The organism is Melioribacteraceae bacterium (assembly GCA_030584085.1).
Taxonomy (GTDB): domain Bacteria; phylum Bacteroidota; class Ignavibacteria; order Ignavibacteriales; family Melioribacteraceae; genus SURF-28.
Genome location: CP129490.1, coordinates 3,353,541 through 3,374,336, shown reverse-complemented (window position 1 = coordinate 3,374,336; position 20,796 = coordinate 3,353,541). Strand labels below are relative to the sequence as shown.

The following is a 20,796-nucleotide window of genomic DNA, read 5'->3' as shown; positions in this document are numbered from 1 at the left end:
CAGGGTCGTCTCTGTAATAGAGCATAACGTAGACTTTATGTCTTGGTTGAAAATCGATTTTTGTTGGGATAAGGCGAAATGTTAGTTACAACCTAAACAGAAAATAAAAAGGAAAGAGTAGTGAATATACTTTTATTATATCCCGAAATTCCGAGGTCAATAATTCAATTTCCCGATATGGTAAAAGTTGTGGGTAAAAAATCGGCTTTTCCTCCTCTGGGACTCCTAACCGTAGCAGCATTGTTATCTGAATCTTGGGATAAAAAATTAATAGATCTAAATACGGGATCTCTAAATAAAAATGATATTGAATGGGCAGAATATGCATTTATAAGCGCAATGAATGTGCAATCGGAAAGTGTTCGTGACTTAATAAAACTGTTGAATAAATACAATCTTAAGATCGTTGCGGGCGGACCTCTATTCACACATGAATATTTGGAATATGAAGGGGTTGATCACTTCGTACTGAATGAAGCAGAAATTACACTGCCATTATTTTTAGAAGATTTGGAGAAAGGTACACCTAAGAAAATTTATCGATCAAATGAATTTGCAGATATACACAAAACTCCAATCGCAAAATGGGAATTAGCAAATCTTGAAGATTATCTTTATTCGGTAGTACAATATTCCAGAGGATGTCCTTACTTATGCGACTTCTGTGATGTTACTGCTTTGTTTGGAAGGAGACCTCGTACAAAAACCCCGGAACAGATTATAAATGAATTGGACAAATTAATTTCACTTGGAAAAGTTGAGCAGGTTCTCTTCGCAGATGACAATTTAATCGGAAATAAAAATTTACTTAAGAAAGAGCTTCTCCCCGCATTAATTAAGTGGAGGGAAGAAAATCCCTTTGCTCCCGGTTTTGCAACACAAGTTACAATCAATTTAGCCGATGACAAAGAACTTGCCGAAATGATGCTTGAAGCGGGATTTAGAAATATTTTGATAGGTATTGAATCAGTTGATGAAGATTCTCTTATTGCAATGAAAAAGAAACAAAACACAAGGCGAAATCTTTTAAAGGATATTCAATACTTACACGATCTCGGTTTTATAATCATGGGTACATTCATTGTCGGTCTGGATACGGATAAGCCTACTGTTTTTGATGATGTTATTAAATTTATTCAAGAAAGCGGAATAGTACTTTCGATAATAAATATTTTAAAAGCTCCCCCTGGAACTGAGCTTTATGATAGAATGAAAAGAGAGGGGAGACTTCTTTCAACATTTAAGTTTGGTGAAGACGCTACTAATGTAATTCCCTTAATGGGCTTAGATGAATTAGAAAAGGGATACAAAAAAATTATTGATACAATTTATTCTTCCGAAAGTGTATTTAAACGTGTTCGAAAATATTTTGAATTCAACAGAACATATAAAGTAAAGTATCCACTTAAAAGAAAGTTAACGTTCCTTGATTTTTTGAAGTCTCTCAAAATCATTTTCATCTTAGGTGTTGTTGATAAAAATAGAAAGTATTTTTGGAAAATTATTAAGCTTGTTCTAAAGAAAAATTACAATTATCTTGATTTGGCTCTTCTTTTCTCTTTGATTCTGTATCAATACAGTGTTTTGAGGGAAGAAAATATTTTGGTTATGAAAAAGGCTGTTGCAGCATAAGTTAATAGTTTTTTTGATTCCCGCAACCTTAAAATTGCGGGAATCTTAATAATTATTATACTCCTAATGTCGTTCCTTCACCGCGTAAATCACTAACTGCTTGTTTAACTCTTTCTTTCATTCCATTCTCTGCCATCTTTAAGTATGCACGCGGATCGTAGACTTTTTTGTTACCTACTTCACCCTCAACTTTTAATACGCCATCATAATTCTTAAAGAAGTGATCAACAATCGGACGAGTGAATGCGTACTGCGTATCAGTATCAACATTCATTTTAATAACACCGTAGTCTAAAGTTTCTCTAATCTCCTCAAGAGATGAACCGCTTCCACCATGAAATACTAAATCGAATGCTGCGGCTTCACCATATTTTGCAATAACTGCGGCTTGACCATCTTTTAATATAGATGGACGTAATTTCACATTACCCGGTTTGTACACACCGTGAACGTTTCCGAATGTTGCAGCAAACATATATCGTGCACCTTTAACTTGACTCAATTTTTCATAAACGTAAAGCATGTCTTCGGGAGTCGTATAAAGTTTTTCCGCGGGAGCATCTTCATTACTTACACCGTCTTCTTCGCCACCAACAACGCCCGCTTCAACTTCTAAAATAATTCCGAGTTCATTACATTCTTTTAATAATTCAAGAGCAATCTTCATATTCTCATCAAGCGGTAATTCACTTCCATCAAACATATGTGAATTAAATAATGGAAGCTTGCCTTCCGCAACTCGCTTTTTTGATTCAGCTATTAATGGTCTCAAGAATGAATCAACCTTCTTAGGCTGACAATGATCTGTATGTAGTGCAACATTTATATCATATCTATCGGCCACTAGATGTATATGATTAGCTATTGAAATTGCTCCGAGTGCCGCGTCTTTTAACATTTTACCTGAAGCAAATTCACCGCCACCGGTACTGACTTGAATTATTCCATCAGATTTTGTTTCTGCCAAAGCTTCTAGAACAGCATTTGCGGTAATCTCGGAAGTCACATTAATCGCCGGATAAGCAAATTTATTTTTCTTAGCGTTATCCAACATTTTGCAATATTTTTCAAAATTTACAACTGGCATTTTATCTCCTTTTATTTCGTTAATAACTTTATAAAATTAATTGGACAAATATACCCAATTAGAAAAAATAAACCACGAGCAAAATGATTAATTATTCGACCATATCGTAAGATGAAATTTCATAACTTTGCAAATCACCCTTACAAGATGGTTATAAATGGATTCAAACATTTCTACAGTTGTTTTTGATTTAGATGGTACGCTAGTTCAATCTCACACAAATATTTATAAAGCCACTATGTACGCTTTTGAGAAACTAAAGATTGTTGACATTCTACCTGAAAAACAATTCTATAATAAAATTGGTCATCACTTTGAAGATATTTTTGCTGATTTCAGAATAGTTGTGGATGATTTCGAAAAGTTTATTAAAGTATACAAAGATGCATACTTCGATTTTATCGATTCTTCAATACTTTATCCCTATGTTGAAAAAGTTTTGGATGAACTAAAGGCTCGTAATATTAATATCGCACTTCTTACAACAAAGGGACAGGATCAAGCGGATAGAATTATTGACCATTTTAACTTATCCCAACATTTTGATTACATAATGGGAAGAAGACTAGGAATAGCTCATAAACCTGCACCGGATATGCTTCTACATATTTGTGAAAAACTAAATGCTTCACCTGCGAGTGTATTAATGGTCGGCGACACTGAAATGGATATTCTTTGCGGAAAGAATGCCGGGTCAAGAACATGCGGGGTAACTTATGGTTATAGAACAAAAGAGGAATTGCAAAATCTCAATCCGGATTTTGTGATTGACGAATTAAATGAACTGTTAAAATTTTTATAAGCAACTTTGCGTCTTGTCGTCTTTGCGGTGAGTTAATGAATAACAACCGCAGAGTTGAAAAGACGCAAAAAAAAGTTGAATTAAGAAAAGAGGTGTAGATGGAAGGTAAAGTAACAACTTCAATTGAGAATAATATTGGAACAATTTCATTTTATCATCCCAAAAGCAACTCATTACCAGGTGCGATATTAAATGAACTCGCAGAGACAATTACAAAGGTGGAAAATCAAGAAAATGTAAATGTAATTATTCTTAAAAGCAAAGGTGATAAAGCTTTCTGTGCCGGGGCATCTTTTGATGAGCTAATATCGATCAATGATTTTGAAACAGGGAAAAACTTTTTTATGGGTTTTGCAAAAGTTATAAATGCAATGAGAAAATGTTCGAAGTTTATTATTAGTAGAATTCAAGGTAAGGTTGTCGGCGGCGGTGTTGGTGTTGTGGCTGCTTCGGATTATTCATTTGCAACTGATACTGCTTCAGCTAAATTAAGTGAACTTGCGCTTGGCATTGGTCCGTTTGTTGTCGGACCGGCGGTAGAAAGAAAAATTGGAAATAGTGCTTTTAGTGAAATGTCCATTGACTATGACTGGAGAACTGCCGAATGGTGTGAAAGAAAAGGACTTTATAACAAAGTTTTCAAATCAATAGATTTAGTTGATGAAGAAGTTACAAAGCTAAGTACATCCTTGGCTGAAGGAAGTAAAGAAGCAATGCGGCAATTGAAAAAAGTTCTTTGGGAAGGAACTGATAACTGGGATCAACTTTTGGAACAACGCGCTGAAATAAGCGGTAAATTAGTCTTAAGTGATTTCACTAAAGAATATATAGAAGCATTCAATAAAGGAAATAGGTAATTGTGAAACCCAACTTCTTGAAGAAGTTGGGTTTCTAAAAAGGGGGCAAGTATGAACAAAAAATTTTTCTTGTTTTTTTCTTTCATCATTATTCTTTCGGCTCAAAATAACATATCACAATATTTCAAAAATATTAACGGCTGCTTCGTTTTATATGATTTTAATAATGATGAGTATATTCGTTACAATAAAGAGAGATGTGAACAAAGATTTTTACCTGCATCAACTTCTAAAATCATGAACTCCATTATTTTCTTAGAGGAAAATATTATTCCGGATGAGAATTTTATGGTTAAATGGGATAGTGTTGATAGAGGTTGGGATAAATGGAATATGGACCATAATTTGAGAACTGCAATTAAATATTCTGCAGTATGGTTTTATCAAGAATTAGCTCGACGAATGGAAAGAGAAGTATATCAAAATTATCTAGATAAATTTGATTACGGTAACAAAACAATCGGTGATAGAATTGACAATTTTTGGCTCGATTGGAGTTTACAGATTTCCGCAAATGAACAGATTGAATTCTTAAAAAAGTTTGTTAAAAATGAACTTCCGGTTTCGCAAAGATCGATTGACATAACAAAAGAAATTTTAATAGCTGAACAAACTGACAATTATGTTTTGCGTGCAAAAACCGGTCTCGGTGATAAACGTGATGGACTTTATACCGGTTGGTATGTCGGTTATGTTGAAGCGAATAATAATGTTTACGTTTTCGCGATGAATATGGAAGCAGAAGATTACGAAAAAATAAAAACACAAGTAAGAATTGATTTAACGAAAAATATACTTACCGAACTAGGTGTTTTAAAATAAAATTGGCGCAATTAGAAAAGCCCAACCCCGATCAATCGGGGTTGGGCTATTTACATTAATTATAGAGTTATAAAATTCCGGGTCAGTATCACCCTCGGTTGAAATAAGCATAATTTTTGACTGGCTATTTATTCCTAACTTTTCAAAAAGCGATCTATCATTTTCAAAGACATAATTCAAAGTTCCATATGAAACTGCACCTGATTCACCTGAAACTATATTAAGTTTTGCGAGTTCACGCATCCCAATTTTTGCGATTTCATCAACGCATGAAATGAAATAATCGCTGTGCTTGGATATGATATCCCACGCAATCTTACTTGGAATTCCGCAAGAAAGACCGGCCATAATAGAATCAAGTTTACCGGAAACTATATGAGGTTCTCCGTCATTTATTTCAATTGATTTATAAAAGCAATCAGCTTTATTTGGCTCAACAATAATTGTCTTGGGTTTATTGACTCCAAATTTATTAACTAGAAACGCTTCGATTGCAGCCGGCATTGATCCAACTCCGCAATGAAGAAATATGTGTGTGAAATTTTCTCCATTAAGCTGCTCATAAATTTCATCTATCAGAGTTAAATAACCTTGCATGATCATTAAGGGAATTTCTTCATAACCAAACCATGATGAATCCTGAACAAGAATTGAGTTTTCATTTTTGGCAAACTGTTTAGCTTTTTCTGTAGCAAAATCATAATTACCATCGACTACAAAAACTTCTGTAGCAAATTCTTTTATGTTATTTATTCTAGATTCAGAAGATGTGTTTGGCATAAACACAAAAGATTTACATCCAAGTTTATTTGCAACCCAAGCAACACCTCTACCGTGGTTGCCATCTGTTGCTGTAACAAAACTAAATGACGATAAATCCTCTGCTGACAATTTTTCAAATGATAGAAATTCTTTATTAATACCGAGTTTGTTACTAAGAATATTTGTGATAGCGTAACTTCCACCTAAAATTTTGAATGCTTTCAATCCCATTCGATGAGATTCATCTTTTAACCATAACTTGCTGATACCAAATTTAATCGCGGTATCTTCCAATTCAATTAACGGCGTTGTGTTGTATTTAGGAACAGTTCGATGAAAGTTTCTAATTCCTATAGCAATTTCATCTGAAAAGAGATTGGCATATTCACTTACATTTGGATTGACATTTTTATTATTAATGACATTAACAAGCTGATTCAAATTATTTTGATTAAAGGATTTATCCATTCCAATTTTCCGAGTATTTTTGGATTAATGATTTTACTTTGTCTCTAAAGGGTTCCTTAATAGGAATACCCTTCTCAATATCTGCGTTAATAAATTTTGCGTCGTTAGTTTTTAGAAAATTTGAAAATCCATCTGTGTTTAACCAATAATAAATTCCCCAATTCTCGAGATTCCATTTTTCATCATAGGCATTAAGTTCATAATCAATATAGAAAAGTTTCTCGTTCGATATAACAAAGTTATTTGGAAAATAATCAATATTGAGCTTATGTTTTTGAAGATGATTTGATAAAGCGAATAGATCTTTAATGGTATTTTCTAACAGACAGCCTTCAGCAATAATTTGTGAAGCCACTTTCCCGTTAATAAAATCTTTTATTAAGTAATTGTTCTTGTAATCAACATAGTGAAGTTTTGGAATGTTGATTTTCAACTTGGAGAGAGTTTTGTATGAACTAACTTCATCTCTCAGTTTACTTTGATTCCATTTATAATAACTCACATTCTCATCGTGCATAACCTTGATTACATACTTTTCATTTTGGAAGTATGCCAGATAAGAGTCACCCGATTTACCTCTTCCTAATTTTGACTTAATTACAAAATCACCGAATTCTGTTTTGAATAAATCGTCTCTTTTCATTTACAATTTCCTTCGCATCAATCATGCAACTTTTTTCATATTAAAGCTATGTTTGGTATTTTTAGACTTCACTTCCAAAAATTAATGAGAAAAATGAATAAAATAATCTATGTAATATTCCTTTTATTTATTGCAAATTTAACCGCCCAAGTTAATACGGAAAAATATCGAACCTCTGAAGACTTTGTTGGATTAGCCGGCTTTCTTGAACTAAGCGGGACGGTTAAAACAGGGAACACAGATAAAACAGAAGCTTCAATCGACGGTAGATTGGATTGGAAAACCGGAAAGACCACAACATTTTTTATTTTCCAAAGTGATTATGAATGGGTTAACGGAAATCGATCTTCGGATGCGGGTTTGCTGCATATTAGAAATGTAACCGGCTTAGTTAACAATCTTAGTTCTGAGGCTTTTTTCCAAATCAATTATGACAAAAAAATTCTAGTTGCTAACCGAGAATTGATTGGTGCCGGACTTCGATACAAACTATTTGATTTTGAGGATGGAGATATTGTAATCGGATCGGCATACATGTTTGAGCATGAGAATTATAATTTGCCTAATAGTTCAATTCACAAATCTGAAGTAAGTGTAAGTCGGTGGAGTAATTACATCTCGTACTATTTTAAATTGAATTCATTACTTACAATTGGCGGAGTAGTATATTATCAACCTATGTTCGAAAAATTTTCTGATTTACGATTATTAAATGAAAATAGTATTACAGTTTTAATAACAGAGCTGCTATCAATCTCAATTAACTTTAAAGTTAGGCACGATTCACTTCCGCCGGATGGAATTGAACAAACCGATACTAAAACTGATTTGGGAATTGCACTAAGATTTTAAAACGAAAAGTATAGAGATAAAGTCAAATCAGAAGTTAAAATGCTTTCTTCATAATCTTCTTTGCCTAGTAAATTCAATGAGCTGTAGGCGAAGTTTAGATCAAGTTCAATTCCGGGAAATAGTGAATAGCCAACTCCACCACTTGTACCTAAGCCAATTTTAGTCTTACCCGGAAAACTTTCGATTCTAGTTTTACCTTGTGTATCAGTTCTATAAAGTTCAGCATCACCAAACAAACCGAAGAGCATGTCGATGCCAAGATAAGGATGGAAATCTCCAAATTCGAGAATGTATTCCAATCCAACCGTAATAGTGGTTAAATTGTTTATAACTTCTACTTGCAATGGAATCGAATTAGCTGCCGGATTAATGTTTCTAACAATTCCGTTGCCTTTTACTTCTGAATAATAATAACCACCCTTGAATCTGAGATTTTTATCTGGTAAACGGTATTTTACTGCAAGTGAAAATTTTGAATCCCCGTCAACATTATATGAAAGAATATCGAAATTGTTTCTTTCAACAACGTTATTCTTAAATTCGACCAAACCCCAACCAAACCCAACAGTTAGATTTTGAGCATATAAGCTGGAACTTAAAACAAACATGAAAATGCAAATTACTTTTCTGATATTAGCCTCGTGATGATTATTTAAAAAGTACAAAAAAAATCCTTTACCCACAGGGAATTAATCTTTATAATACAAAACATCTTTTAAAGCGGGGGATAAAATGTTAAAAATAAAAACCGGTTTACTGAGCTTAATTTTTTGTACATCAATTCTTTTTGCTCAGCAAAAAATTGAAAACTTAAATTGGCTTGAAGGCACATGGACAACAGAAAAATGGGGAGGAATTGTCGAAGAATATTGGAGTGCACCAAATGGCAATTCAATTATTGGAATGTTCAGACTCATAAATGAAGGCAAAGTTCAATTTACCGAACACTGGATTTTATCTGAATATGATGGAAATTTAGCACTTCGGCTTCGCCATTTCAATCCCGATTTTACCGGCTGGGAAGAGAAAGATGAATATCTTGAATTTCCATTTCAAAAAATGGGTGATGATTTCATCCAATTTAAAGGATTGAGATATGAACTGGTATCGTCAACAGAGATAAAAGTAACGCTAGATATGAAAAGGGGTGACAATATTGAACAGGAAATTTTTAATCTGAAGAAAAAGTAATTCAATAAGAAATGACGAACGGATTAAATTTACAGATAGATATATTTATCGTATTTTAATTATTCAAAAAATATTCTTTTTACAAATATGGAGTAGTAATGGCTGTAATAAGACCATTTAAAGCAGTTAGACCCGATGAAAATGTTGCACACCTTGTTGCAAGTGTTCCTTATGATGTTGTTAACAGAGAAGAAGCCGCTGAACTTGCAAAAGGTAATCCATTAAGTTTTTTAAGAGTTACCAGATCAGAAATAGAACTTGAAGCGAAAACAGATCCGTACTCGGATCAAGTTTATCTTAAAGCAAAAGAAAATTGGAAAAGATTGCGCAAAGAAGCACCCCTTCTTCAAGATGAAAAACCTCATTTTTATATCTATCAATTGAAATGGAAAGAGCAGGTACAGACAGGTATCGCTGCAACATTTTCAGCCGACGATTATGATAACGACGTCATCAAAAAGCATGAGAAGACTAGAAAAGTTAAGGAAGATGATAGAACCAATCATATAGTTACAACTGAAGCACAAACAGGTGCTGTCTTCTTAACTTATAAAGGTGTTCCTGAAGTAAACGAAGTTGTTGATAAAACAATCAATGAATATGATCCTCTTTATGATTTTACTGCACCTGACGGAGTTCGTCATACAGTTTGGCAAGTTCCTGATGACTTTAATGATATTATTATTTTTGAATTGGACAAGGTTGAAAGTCTTTACATTGCAGACGGACACCATAGAGCCGCAAGTGCAAGCCGTTCACAAAAGGTTAAGAAAGAAAACAATGTCGGTCATACCGGGAATGAAGAATATAATTTCTTCATGGCAGTTTTATTCCCGGCAGAGCAATTGAAAATTCTTCCATACAATAGAGTTGTATTTGAATTTCCACGGGGATTACAAAAAAACTTTATGGATATGTTAAAGGAGAATTTCTCAGTTGAGGAAACAGATAATCCGAATCCACCTGAAAGAAGAAGCATTTGTATGTACTATAAAAAGAAATGGTATTTATTAAAACCAAATGAAAATGTAAAACCCGGTGAGAGTATTGGCGAAAATTTGGATGTAAGTATTTTACAAAACTATGTTTTAAGTCCGCTGTTTGGAATTGATGATCCTCGCACAAATACTAATGTCGATTTTATTGGCGGAATAAGAGGTACGGAAGAACTTGAAAAATTAGTTAACGAAGGAAAAGCATCGATCGCATTTTCTATGTACCCCGTTTCGGTAGATGATTTAATTAATATTTCCGATGCAGGTGAAATTATGCCGCCAAAATCAACTTGGTTCGAACCAAAATTAAGAGACGGTCTTTTAGTTCACGCTATAGATTAATTCGTAGTTATTAAAAAAAGGAATAAAGTTATGTCAAACAGAATTTATAATTTCAGCGCGGGTCCCGCAATATTACCCGAAGAAGTTTTACGAGAAGCACAAGAAGATATGCTAAGTTACAAAGGCACCGGAATGAATGTTATGGAAATGAGTCACCGTGGAAAAGTATATGACGGAATTTTCAAAGGTGCCGAAGCTGATTTAAGAAAGTTATTAAACATCAGTGATGATTATGCAATATTGTTTTTACAAGGCGGAGCTACTCTCCAATTTTCTATGGTTCCGTTAAACTTAATGCCTCCCAAAAACAAAGCCGACTATATTGTAACCGGTACATGGGCAAAGAAAGCAGTTAAAGAAGCAAAACGAGTCGGTACCGTTAATATTGCCGGTTCAACCGAAGCAGAAAAGTTTGTTAGACTTCCTAAACAAGAAGAATTGAAGTTAGATCCGGATGCATCATATGTTCACTATACTTCCAACAATACAATTTTCGGAACACAATACAAGACTGAACCGGAAGTCGGTTCTGTACCTTTAGTTTGTGATACTTCTTCCGATATGCTTCACAAAAAAATTGATGTAAACAAATATGCTTTAATCTATGCGGGCGCTCAGAAGAATATGGGTCCTGCCGGTGTTGCTCTTGTAATTATTAGAAAAGATATGCTTGAAAGAAGTTCGGATTCACTTCATACTTATCTCAATTATAAAGTTCATGTTGAAGGCGAATCACTTTACAATACTCCCGCAACTTATTCGGTTTATATAATGGGATTGGTTTACAAGTGGTTATTAAATCTTGGCGGGTTAGATAAGATGTATGAAATCAATAAAGAAAAAGCAGCCATTCTTTATGATTATATAGACGGAAGCGACGGATATTATAAAGGTACAGTTGTAAAAGAAGACAGATCTTTAATGAACGTAACATATCGTTTGCCTTCGGAAGAATTAGAAAAGAAATTTATTGCCGAAGCTTCAGAAAAAGGGTTCAGCGGATTGAAAGGTCACAGATCTGTCGGCGGAATTCGTGCATCAATTTATAATGCATTCCCAACAAAAGGCGTTGCAGCGCTTGTCGAATTCATGAAAGATTTTAAGAAAAATAATTAAGCATAATTCTAAAACCCGCCTTCAAATAGTTGTAGGCGGGTTTTTTGTTTTAATCAAATATAAGTTCTTCTTCGCCGGTTCAACATCTTCGATTTTCACATCATCACTAAAATTATTGTTGATTGTATTCATCGCGTCCTTGAACACACCGATTGAGCGTTGACTTAATAAATCAATTTTTATTAATCCATAATCCTCGATTGGATACATATCCGGTTGCGTAATAATTAATCCGAGTCCCTTGTTTTTTGCATATTCCAACGCAAGATAATTTGTAATTGGTTCTTTAGTGATTACAATTCCCGAAGGATGAATGCTTAAATGACGAGGAAAACGAGATAACTTTGATGCAATTTTTATAATTGTTTTCCACGGTTCGTTTTCAAAGTTGAGCGATTTTGATTCGGGAAATTTTTCAGAAAGTTTATCAAGATTCTTTGCGCTTGTCCAAGGTATGAATTTACTATAAGTAGAAATTTCGTTTTGTGAAATTCCGAATACTTTTGCAACTTCACGAAAAGCAGACCGCGCCCTGAATGTTACCATAGTTGAAATCATTGCAACCTTATTATAGCCATATTTATCAAAAACATACTTTATGATTTCGTCGCGCTCTTTCCAAGAAAAATCAAGATCAACATCCGGCGGAGAAAATCTTCCGCGGTTTAGAAATCTTTCAAAATAAAAATTGTATTTAATTGGGTCGACCTCTGTGAAACCAAGGCAATATGAAACCAAACTATTAGCTGCAGAACCTCTTCCGATATGCATAACACCGCGATTTTTTGCTTCACGAATTATATCCCACACAATCAAAAAGTAATCGCAAAAACCCATTTCGTCGATAACTTCCAACTCGTATTGCAATCGCTTAACAGCTTGTTCTGTAATTGGTTGATATCTTTTCTCCAATCCATGGAATGATATTTTCCATAAAAACGAGAAAGCAGTTTCCGTTGAGGGAAGTGGAAAAACGGGGAACTTATATTTACTAAACTCTAAATCAACATTACAATTTTTAGCAATTCGTTCGGCATTCCATAATGCTTCGGGCAAGGACCGCCATTCTTGTTTTAATTCATCGCTGGTTTTCAGGTGATACTCTTCATCAACCAGTTCATCTTTGCTGAGATTATCGATTGTGGTATTAAGTCTGATGGCAGTGACAGTTTTATGCAGAATAAAATCATCTTTCTTTAAGAAATAAGCTGGATGTGTAGCAACTATCTGCAATTTTTTTGTTCTTGCAAAATCATAAAGTTCACGCGTTCTTCGTTTCTGATTTGATGTGATGATTAGCTCAACAAATAAATTTGAGCGAAGTTGGTCTGTTAATTTGATTCGCTTAAGAAGTTCGATAGATGATGTAATTATGAACAAATTTTCGAGTGGTTCGATAAATAAATCGGTTAAGCGGAAATCGTCTTTTAATTTTCTTGTAGTGATAATTTTACAAAGATGCGAATAACCCGTATTGTTTTTTGCAAGAAAAATTGCAGATAAATTCTTATCAATCGGATCATCAATCAATGCACCAAGTATTGGTTTGATATTTTCTTCTTGAGCAAGTTTAGCAAATTGAATAAGTCCGTACATCGCATTTGTGTCCGTTAAGGCGACGTATTGATTCCCATCTTTCTTTGCAAAAGAAATAAGTTCTTCAATAGGAATTGTCCCTTGAAGCAAAGAGTAATTTGAATGTGTGTGTAGTGTTATCATTTTTGATCTTCAAACATTTCTGCCCATATGGATTACATCAAAGCCAAACTTGTCGCGGATTTTCATTACTGCTCTCAGCATTCTTTTTCTAATTGTTTCTTCGTCTTCAAAGAGTAATTCTTGTTCTGTAAAATGTTCAAGCTTGCTTAAGTGAATTCCTATAAGTCTCACACCAACTCTGCGTGTATATGCCTTGCGGAAAAGATCAACCGCTACATTATAAATTGTTTTATCGTCATCCGTTGCTTGTAATGATTTAGAGCGAGTCCACGTTACAAAATCCGAATAGCGCAGTTTTATAGAAACGGTTGAAGTCTGCCAATTTTCGTTTCGCAGTAATTGACATGCTTCTTCTACCAATTCAAAAAGAATGGATTCGATTTTCTCTTTATTAACAATATCTTCGCCAAAAGTTGTCTCTTTCGAAATACTTTTACGTTCGTGGTCGGTTGAAAAATGTGTACTTCCTTCTCCGTTGGCTTTTTCCCAAAGTGCAATGCCGTATTTGCCCAGTAAAGTTGTAAGATAATCTTGTGGAGCGTTTGCAATATCACCGACTGTCTTAAATCCCCGTGAACGTAAGAGTGGGAAAGTTGCCTTTCCAATACCGGGTACTTTTTCAATTGGGAGAGGCGCTAAAAATTCTTTTTCCTTTCCATGCGGGACAAAAGTTATTCCTTTCGGTTTTCTATAATCAGATGCAATTTTTGAAACCGATTTATTACTTGAAATCCCAATAGAACACGGAAGATGAAGCTGATGCCAAATTTCGCTCTGTACTTTTTTTGCAAACTCTTCGGGATGACCGTACATTTTTTCACAACCGGTAAAATCAAGATAAAACTCATCAATAGAAGCACGTTCAACAGTTGGGAAATATTTTTCTAAAATTCTTTTAACAGCTTTTGAGTAACGGCTGTATTCTTTACCATGCCCGCGAATATATTCTCCATGCGGACATAATCGATAAGCAGTTTTAATTGGCATTGCAGAATGAAGTCCGTAAGCACGTGCTTCGTAGCTGCATGCAGCCACAACTCCGCGCCCACTTTTAGGACTACCGCCGACAATAACCGGCTTACCTTCTAGTGAAGGATCTAAATTTCGTTCAACCGAAACAAAAAATGCGTCCATATCTAAGTGAAATATTGTTTTCATAACAATTACCGAAAAACAAGAATAAAATTATGTTGTACATTTAATTACTTGAATATTTTACTAAATATTTATAAATTTGTATTGGATTTAACCACCCCTTTGGTTTCGACCAAGGGCGCAGCCCGCCTCCGGCGGGCTTGCTTTTTTATATATAATCAAAGCTAAATGAGAACAATAATTTATATTGATGGCTTCAATTTTTATTACGGTGCTGTTAAAAACACTCCTTACAAATGGCTTGATTTCAAATCCCTTTTTCAAAAATTACTTGCTTCTCATAATCAGATCGTTCAAATAAAATATTTTACAGCGCTGGTCTCCGGGAAATACAATTCACAAAAACCAATTAAACAACAGACATTTTTGCGGGCATTAAAAGAATACATTCCTGAGATAGAAATTTATTATGGTCACTTTTTAACTCATGAAGTCTATGTTCCTTTGGCAAAGCCTGAGAACGATAAGCGAACTGTCAAGATTATAAAAACTGAAGAAAAGGGTTCGGACGTTAATATCTCAGTTCATCTACTCAACGATGCATGGTTAAATAATTATGATTGTGCAGTTGTAGTATCAAATGATAGTGATTTAGCTGAGTCAATGAAACTAGTTAAAGTTCACCATCCTGATAAAACGCTTGGCTTAGTTATGCCAGGCAAAGGTCATCCTTCCAAAGAACTAATGCAGCACGCCGATTTTGTAAAACGAGTTAGAACTGGTGTTCTTAAATCTTCTCAGCTTCCACATCAAATACCAAAAACAAGTATTGTAAAACCAAAAGATTGGTAGCTTATTATACCTCCGCGAACTTTGTGAAAATCTCACTCCCAAGTTTTCCGGAAAATTTAATGTGAGATTCTTCCCCCGACAGGTTGGGAGAAGAATGACATTATGAGACCAAGACTCCCATTTTCTTCTTTTTCACTCAAAAATCCCCATTTTTTCTTCTTGAAACATTCATAATCAGTTTGTATTATAGTGTTCAAATGTTCACTATAAATATCAATAAATTACCCGAAAGTAACAAGCCGGTTTTACTGGATATGGCGCAATATGCACTTCCTAATTCACCCCAAATTGGGAGGATTTTTGACAGAGTGCCGCAAATTATTCAGCAAACCGGTTTTAATATGTTCGACTATGAAAAAGTTTTTACCGATAGAGCCACAAACGATTTAATACGAACAGGAAAAACTATCGGCTGTTTTTATATTGAAAGTCCCGGAATGCGTTCACTTTTGCGCAGACTTAATTGTGATAATTTTGAAATGCTTACTGCAGCAAGTTCGGTTATTCGTCCGGGTGTTGCCGAAAGCGGTATGATGAAAGAGTTTATTGAACGGCATAAAAATCCTTCACGAAGAAAATATCTAATCCCCGAAATGGAAGAATATCTTGGTGAAACCTACGGCGTTATGATTTATCAGGAAGATGTAATTAAAGTGGCATATCATATTGTTGGTCTTACTTTGGAAGAAGCAGATTTACTCCGCCGTGCAATGAGCGGCAAGATGCGCTCGCACAAAGCAATGCAATTAATAGTTGATAAGTTTTTTGCCGGCTGTAAAGCAAAGGGTTACGAAGATAAAATCGCAAAAGAACTGTGGCACCAAATAGAATCATTTGCAGGATATGCGTTTTGTAAAGCACACAGCGCATCGTTTGCCATTCTTTCTTACCAAGTTGCCTATCTTAAAACATATTATCCGGCCGAGTTTATGGCAGGCGTGCTTAGCAATGGCGGCGGATATTATTCGTCTGCGGTTTATATAAGTGAATGCAAACGCCTTGGATTAAAAGTTCTTCTTCCGTGCATAAACGAAAGCGAGTACGATTATACGGGGAAAGATAAGGAAGTAAGAATAGGGTTTATTGCCATTAAAAATTTTGAACAAAGCTATGCCGCTAAAATTATAAACGAACGAAAAAAGAACGGACGATTTACATCACTCGCGGATTTTCTTTCTCGTGTTCATCTTGGTTATGAAAGTGCGGAACGATTAATAAAATGCGGCGCAATGGATTCACTTAAACAAACACGTCCAACACTTCTCCGTTTACTCGATATTTATTTCTACAATAAAAAACTGCTTGAAGAGAGTAACATGAACCTTTTTGTTAACAACACAAGCAAACTTGAACAAGAAGTTAAAATAGACAGAGAATTCGGAATAGAGGAAACTTGTCACAATGAATACGAAATATTCGGTTACATGGTTTCGCATCATCCATTAGATTTTTTTGATGAAGTAAACCAAAAAGATATTATAAAAGCTACGGATATGCAGAAGTATCACAACAAAAAAATTAAAATGATCGGCTGGTATATGGCATCGAAGCGGGTGATGACAAGCAAAGGCGGAATAATGAAATTTCTTTCGCTCGAAGATAAAACCGAAACGTTTGAAGCGGTAATTTTTCCCGAAGCGTATCGGAAGTATGCGGAGCTTACAATTTCTATGGGTCCGTATTTAGTTGAAGGAAAAGTAGATGCAGAAAGCGGTAACAATATAATTGTTGAAAAGATGGAAGTTCTCTCGGCAGTTAAAGCACAATCAATAACACAGAAAGATAGAACAAGCAAAGACTTCTTCGGTGAACCGGAAAAAGAACTGACAGTTGATGAAATTCATCTTGTTAATTCTTTGGGAAAAGAGAAGTTGAGGAAAGCTTATATTTAGTTGTTGAGTAGTCGCAGACTTTATGTCTGCGTTTTGTTGCTAAATCGTCGGCATGAAGCCGACGGCTACAAAATCTTCTTCAATCTCGGATAAGCTTTAAGAGTATTCTCCGGTACATTAACTTTCATTTTATCACTCAACATGTGTAATAACTCAAGTGCATTTGCAACAGCATTGCCATGCGGATGATTATTCATAATAACAATAACTTTGTTTACCGTATCAATAACTTCTTTCAGTTTTTGATCCATTTCAATTAACTCTCCGGGTGAATAAAGATAATCATATCGCGCGCTTTGCTGTTCATAATTCTGTTTATTACCAAAATTTTTAATTGACTGACTCCAAGCTTTTTCGTTTCGTCCATGAAAACGTAAATATAAATTATCACCTATAACGTTAGGTTGGAAATCAACTGCTTTACCCAACATAGGTTGATCAATAACACATAACGAAGATTTATTTGATCTGACAAACTCAAAAAAGCGATCGATAAACCACGACTTATGTCTTACTTCAATAAACTTTTCATATTCGGCAAAAGTATCAACTAACTTTTTAAGGTGATTTGCATTTGCTTTATCAAGAGAAAATGAATAGGGAAATTGAATTAAAAGTCCGGCTAATTTTCCTTCGTCTGAGAGTTGATCTAAAACAAGTTTAACGGCTTTAATATTTTCGTTTGTGGAATTTTTTTTATGAGTAAAATCTTGATGAAGTTTAATTGTAAACACAAAATCAGTTTTGTCGGAAATATGAGTTAACCAACTCTTAACAGTCTTTGGATCGATATAAGTATAATAACTTGAGTTAACTTCTACACAATTAAAAAATTGAGAATAATATTCCAGCCAATTAAAATCACTTGATTGTGCTTTCGGATAGAAACTTCCGATCCAATCTTTGTATGACCAACCTGCTGTTCCGACATATAGATTTTTCATTGTATGGAAGATATTATGTTATTTCTTATCAATAATTCTCGATCGACTAATTTATACGAGAGTGTAAAGTGAATATAAGAAATTCACCGTTTACAAAAATTTATTGTCAACTCTAATTGATATTATTAAATGATCATTCGATGATTTTTGTACTCCATCAAACTTACTTAACTATTTCAAAATATTATTGTATTTCTTAATTCTATAGTACAAATTTACACTCATGCTTCTTCAAACTATAGATTGGATTGCAATTGTTGCATTTATGCTGCTTGCGTTGTTGATTGGTATTTGGTCAACTAAAAGAGCAGGTAAAAACTCTTCGGAATATTTTCTTTCCGGACGAAATATGCCTTGGTATGTTCTCGGCGTATCTATGGTTGCAACAACATTCTCAATTGACACACCAAATTTAGTGTCCGATATAACTCGACAAAACGGTATAGCCGGTAATTGGGTTTGGTGGGCATTTCTTTTAACCGGGATGTTGACTGTTTTTGTCTATGCAAAGCTTTGGCGAAGATCCGATGTTATGACTGATGTTGAATTTTATGAAATACGCTACAGCGGCAAACCTGCTGCATTTCTAAGAGGATTTCGTGCATTATATCTTGGAATGTTTTTCAACATTGTCATAATGGCTTCAGTAACTTTGGCAGCTATTAAAGTTGGTAATGTGATGTTAAATCTTACTCCGCTTGAAGTCATTTTAATAGCCGGCGGTGTTACAGTTATTTATAGTTCACTTGGCGGGTTGCTTGGCGTACTTATAACAGATTTTATTTTATTTATACTGGCAATGTTTGGATCAATTACTGCCGCATATGTTGCAGTCAGTTTACCTGAGATCGGTAGTCTCTCAAATTTATTATCTCATCCAAATGTAATTGGAAAGCTTGATTTAATTCCCGACTTCAATAATTGGGAATTAGCTCTGACGGTTTTCATTATACCAATAGCAGTTCAATGGTGGTCTGTTTGGTATCCCGGATCCGAGCCGGGCGGCGGTGGATATATTGCACAAAGAATGCTTGCTGCTAAAAATGAAAAACATGCAGTCGGTGCAACATTATTTTTTAATTTTGCTCACTATGCTTTACGTCCATGGCCGTGGATAATTGTTGCGTTAGCTTCGTTAATTGTCTTTCCCGAATTGAGTATGATCAAAGAAGCTTTACCTCATATTGATGATTCTATAATAAAACATGATATGGCATATCCCGCAATGTTAACATTATTGCCAAGCGGTTTACTAGGATTAGTTATAGCTTCTCTAATTGCCGCATATATGTCAACAATGTCAACAAGTTTGAATTGGGGATCTTCTTACGTTGTTAATGATTTTTATAGAAGATTCTTAAAACCACAAGCCAGTGAAAAGGAATTAGTTTTTGTAGGAAGAATCTCCACAATAGTAATGATGATAATAGCGAGTTCATTCGCATTGTTTTTGGAAAGCGCGTTAAACGCTTTCAATGTTCTGCTTCAAATTGGTGCCGGAACAGGTTTGCTTTTTATTCTTAGATGGTTCTGGTGGAGAATAAATGCTTACAGCGAATTAACCGCGATGGTTGTTTCTTTCTTAATTGCGTTATTCTTTTTGTTCTTAGGTAACTATCATAATGAGCAAATTAACTTGCTCGTTGAAAATGGAATCGATAGAGAAACCGCAGCTATGCAAATCGGTGCTTTAAAAAGTTATCAGGAGTTAGTGATAGGTGTGATCATTACTACGTTCTCATGGATTATTGTAACATTAATTACAAAACCGGCTGATGAATCGAAACTTTTAAGTTTCTATAAACTTGTTAGACCAGGCGGAATTGGCTGGAAGAAAGTCATTGAGAAAGCAGAAAGTAACGGGGAAATATTTTCAACTGATGAAACAAAATCTCATTTGCCTTTAGGAATTTTAGCGATGTTTCTTGGTGTTATTGCAGTTTATGGATTATTGATGTCTATAGGTTATTGGTTATATTCACAATATCTTATTGCCATTATTCTAACAATTGTTGTAATTATTTGTTCTGTAATTATTCTTAAGCTTTGGCCAAAGTTGAATGATTAATCTGTAAGTATATATAATTTTTTCTCCTCTTTTTATACCAATCTATTTGTGAACTTTTTTATATTCTTTTTAGTTGTTATTCTTTTCAAATAACCTTAGGAAAATAATGTCCATATTAAACGATATTGCCTTATTAATTTTTCGTGTTGTAATTTCTGCATTTATGATGTTTGCTCACGGGCTCGGTAAATTCAATCGTCTGTTTAGCGGTGAAGAAATAAAATTTTTCGATCCATTTGGTCTTGGACCAACCTTTTCGTTGAGTTTGGCAGTCCTTTCGGAATTCATAGCAGCAGGATTAATTATTCTAGGAATCTTTACCAGATTAAGCTCGGTAACTTTAATTATTACTATGGGAGTAGCAGCTTTCATTTTTCATGCGGATGATCCATTTGGAAGTAAAGAAAAAGCTTTGTTGTTTTTAGCAAGTTATGTTTTATTATTCTTAACCGGTCCGGGAAAATTTTCTTTGCAATCGATGATTGAGAAAAAAACATCTTATTCAAATCCATTTCTGAAATTTATTCTCGGTTAGCATTTTTGAAATAGTACACATTTAATTCAACTTGTTCATTACTAGAGAGAATCACAAATCGGAGCCGCTATCGAATTTAGAATCGCTCTCAAGTACCTCGAAATTTTTTCGATGATTAGTTA

The 20,796-nt window shown here is 34.5% G+C and carries 19 protein-coding genes; 12 read left to right on the top strand and 7 right to left on the bottom strand.

Annotated features, from left to right (window positions below):
* The first annotated feature begins 120 nt into the window (after positions 1-120).
* Positions 121-1,632, top strand: coding sequence for a B12-binding domain-containing radical SAM protein (locus QY331_15125; GenBank protein WKZ69292.1), 1,512 nt, complete (start codon positions 121-123; stop codon positions 1,630-1,632).
* Between the two features lie 55 nt (positions 1,633-1,687).
* Here QY331_15125 and fbaA read toward each other — a convergent pair whose 3' ends face one another.
* Entirely contained in the window at positions 1,688-2,719 is a 1,032-nt protein-coding gene (fbaA, locus tag QY331_15120; protein WKZ69291.1) for a class II fructose-bisphosphate aldolase, read from the bottom strand.
* Between the two features lie 157 nt (positions 2,720-2,876).
* On the opposite strand from fbaA, the gene QY331_15115 reads away from it, so the two are divergent.
* The 3 genes from QY331_15115 to blaOXA all read left to right on the top strand — a co-directional run bounded on the left by QY331_15115 (position 2,877) and on the right by blaOXA (position 5,200).
* Positions 2,877-3,521, top strand: a complete 645-nt coding sequence (locus tag QY331_15115; protein ID WKZ69290.1) for an HAD family hydrolase — start codon at positions 2,877-2,879, stop codon at positions 3,519-3,521.
* 98 nt (positions 3,522-3,619) lie between these two features.
* A complete protein-coding gene (locus QY331_15110) occupies positions 3,620-4,378 on the top strand; it encodes an enoyl-CoA hydratase/isomerase family protein (protein WKZ69289.1) in 759 nt (252 codons plus the stop codon).
* A 51-nt stretch (positions 4,379-4,429) separates the two neighbouring features.
* Complete coding sequence (gene blaOXA, locus QY331_15105; protein WKZ69288.1) at positions 4,430-5,200, top strand: class D beta-lactamase; 771 nt, start codon at positions 4,430-4,432, stop codon at positions 5,198-5,200.
* Here blaOXA and QY331_15100 read toward each other — a convergent pair.
* On the bottom strand, positions 5,192-6,430 hold the full coding sequence (locus tag QY331_15100) for a diaminopropionate ammonia-lyase (protein WKZ69287.1): 1,239 nt from the start codon (positions 6,428-6,430) through the stop codon (positions 5,192-5,194). The genes blaOXA and QY331_15100 overlap by 9 nt on opposite strands.
* Complete coding sequence (locus QY331_15095; GenBank protein WKZ69286.1) at positions 6,423-7,073, bottom strand: hypothetical protein; 651 nt, start codon at positions 7,071-7,073, stop codon at positions 6,423-6,425. The genes QY331_15100 and QY331_15095 overlap by 8 nt, the downstream gene beginning before the upstream one ends.
* A gap of 93 nt (positions 7,074-7,166) precedes the next feature.
* Between QY331_15095 and QY331_15090 the strand changes: the two genes are divergently transcribed.
* Positions 7,167-7,925, top strand: coding sequence for a DUF481 domain-containing protein (locus QY331_15090; protein WKZ69285.1), 759 nt, complete (start codon positions 7,167-7,169; stop codon positions 7,923-7,925).
* Here the strand turns inward: QY331_15090 and QY331_15085 are convergent.
* Entirely contained in the window at positions 7,922-8,533 is a 612-nt protein-coding gene (locus QY331_15085; GenBank protein WKZ69284.1) for an opacity family porin, read from the bottom strand. The two genes, QY331_15090 and QY331_15085, sit on opposite strands and share 4 nt — an antisense overlap.
* Before the next feature lie 124 nt (positions 8,534-8,657).
* Between QY331_15085 and QY331_15080 the strand changes: the two genes are divergently transcribed.
* The 3 genes from QY331_15080 (at position 8,658) to serC (ending at position 11,569) form a co-directional block, all read left to right on the top strand.
* Positions 8,658-9,116 (top strand): DUF6265 family protein, encoded by a 459-nt coding sequence (locus tag QY331_15080; GenBank protein ID WKZ69283.1) that lies wholly within the window; start codon positions 8,658-8,660, stop codon positions 9,114-9,116.
* 98 nt (positions 9,117-9,214) lie between these two features.
* Positions 9,215-10,453, top strand: a complete 1,239-nt coding sequence (locus QY331_15075) for a DUF1015 family protein (protein WKZ69282.1) — start codon at positions 9,215-9,217, stop codon at positions 10,451-10,453.
* 30 nt (positions 10,454-10,483) lie between these two features.
* On the top strand, positions 10,484-11,569 hold the full coding sequence (serC, locus tag QY331_15070) for a 3-phosphoserine/phosphohydroxythreonine transaminase (GenBank protein WKZ69281.1): 1,086 nt from the start codon (positions 10,484-10,486) through the stop codon (positions 11,567-11,569).
* Between the two features lie 21 nt (positions 11,570-11,590).
* Here serC and QY331_15065 read toward each other — a convergent pair whose 3' ends face one another.
* Positions 11,591-13,288 carry a PHP domain-containing protein gene (locus QY331_15065; protein ID WKZ69280.1) on the bottom strand — a complete coding sequence of 566 codons (1,698 nt, stop codon included), beginning with the start codon at positions 13,286-13,288 and terminating at the stop codon, positions 11,591-11,593.
* A 9-nt stretch (positions 13,289-13,297) separates the two neighbouring features.
* Positions 13,298-14,446: a DNA polymerase IV gene (gene dinB / locus QY331_15060; GenBank protein ID WKZ69279.1), complete on the bottom strand. Its 1,149-nt coding sequence runs from the start codon at positions 14,444-14,446 to the stop codon at positions 13,298-13,300.
* A gap of 165 nt (positions 14,447-14,611) precedes the next feature.
* On the opposite strand from dinB, the gene QY331_15055 reads away from it, so the two are divergent.
* Together QY331_15055 and QY331_15050 are read left to right on the top strand one after the other, a co-directional pair.
* Positions 14,612-15,235, top strand: coding sequence for an NYN domain-containing protein (locus QY331_15055; protein WKZ69278.1), 624 nt, complete (start codon positions 14,612-14,614; stop codon positions 15,233-15,235).
* Positions 15,236-15,432: 197 nt separating this feature from the next.
* Positions 15,433-17,127, top strand: coding sequence for a hypothetical protein (locus tag QY331_15050; GenBank protein WKZ69277.1), 1,695 nt, complete (start codon positions 15,433-15,435; stop codon positions 17,125-17,127).
* 65 nt (positions 17,128-17,192) lie between these two features.
* Here the strand turns inward: QY331_15050 and QY331_15045 are convergent, their stop codons facing one another.
* Positions 17,193-18,071: a DUF72 domain-containing protein gene (locus QY331_15045; protein ID WKZ69276.1), complete on the bottom strand. Its 879-nt coding sequence runs from the start codon at positions 18,069-18,071 to the stop codon at positions 17,193-17,195.
* A gap of 223 nt (positions 18,072-18,294) precedes the next feature.
* On the opposite strand from QY331_15045, the gene QY331_15040 reads away from it, so the two are divergent.
* Together QY331_15040 and QY331_15035 are read left to right on the top strand one after the other, a co-directional pair.
* A complete protein-coding gene (locus QY331_15040) occupies positions 18,295-20,139 on the top strand; it encodes a sodium:solute symporter family protein (protein WKZ69275.1) in 1,845 nt (614 codons plus the stop codon).
* A 106-nt stretch (positions 20,140-20,245) separates the two neighbouring features.
* Positions 20,246-20,674, top strand: coding sequence for a DoxX family protein (locus QY331_15035; protein WKZ69274.1), 429 nt, complete (start codon positions 20,246-20,248; stop codon positions 20,672-20,674).
* Positions 20,675-20,796 lie beyond the last annotated feature (122 nt).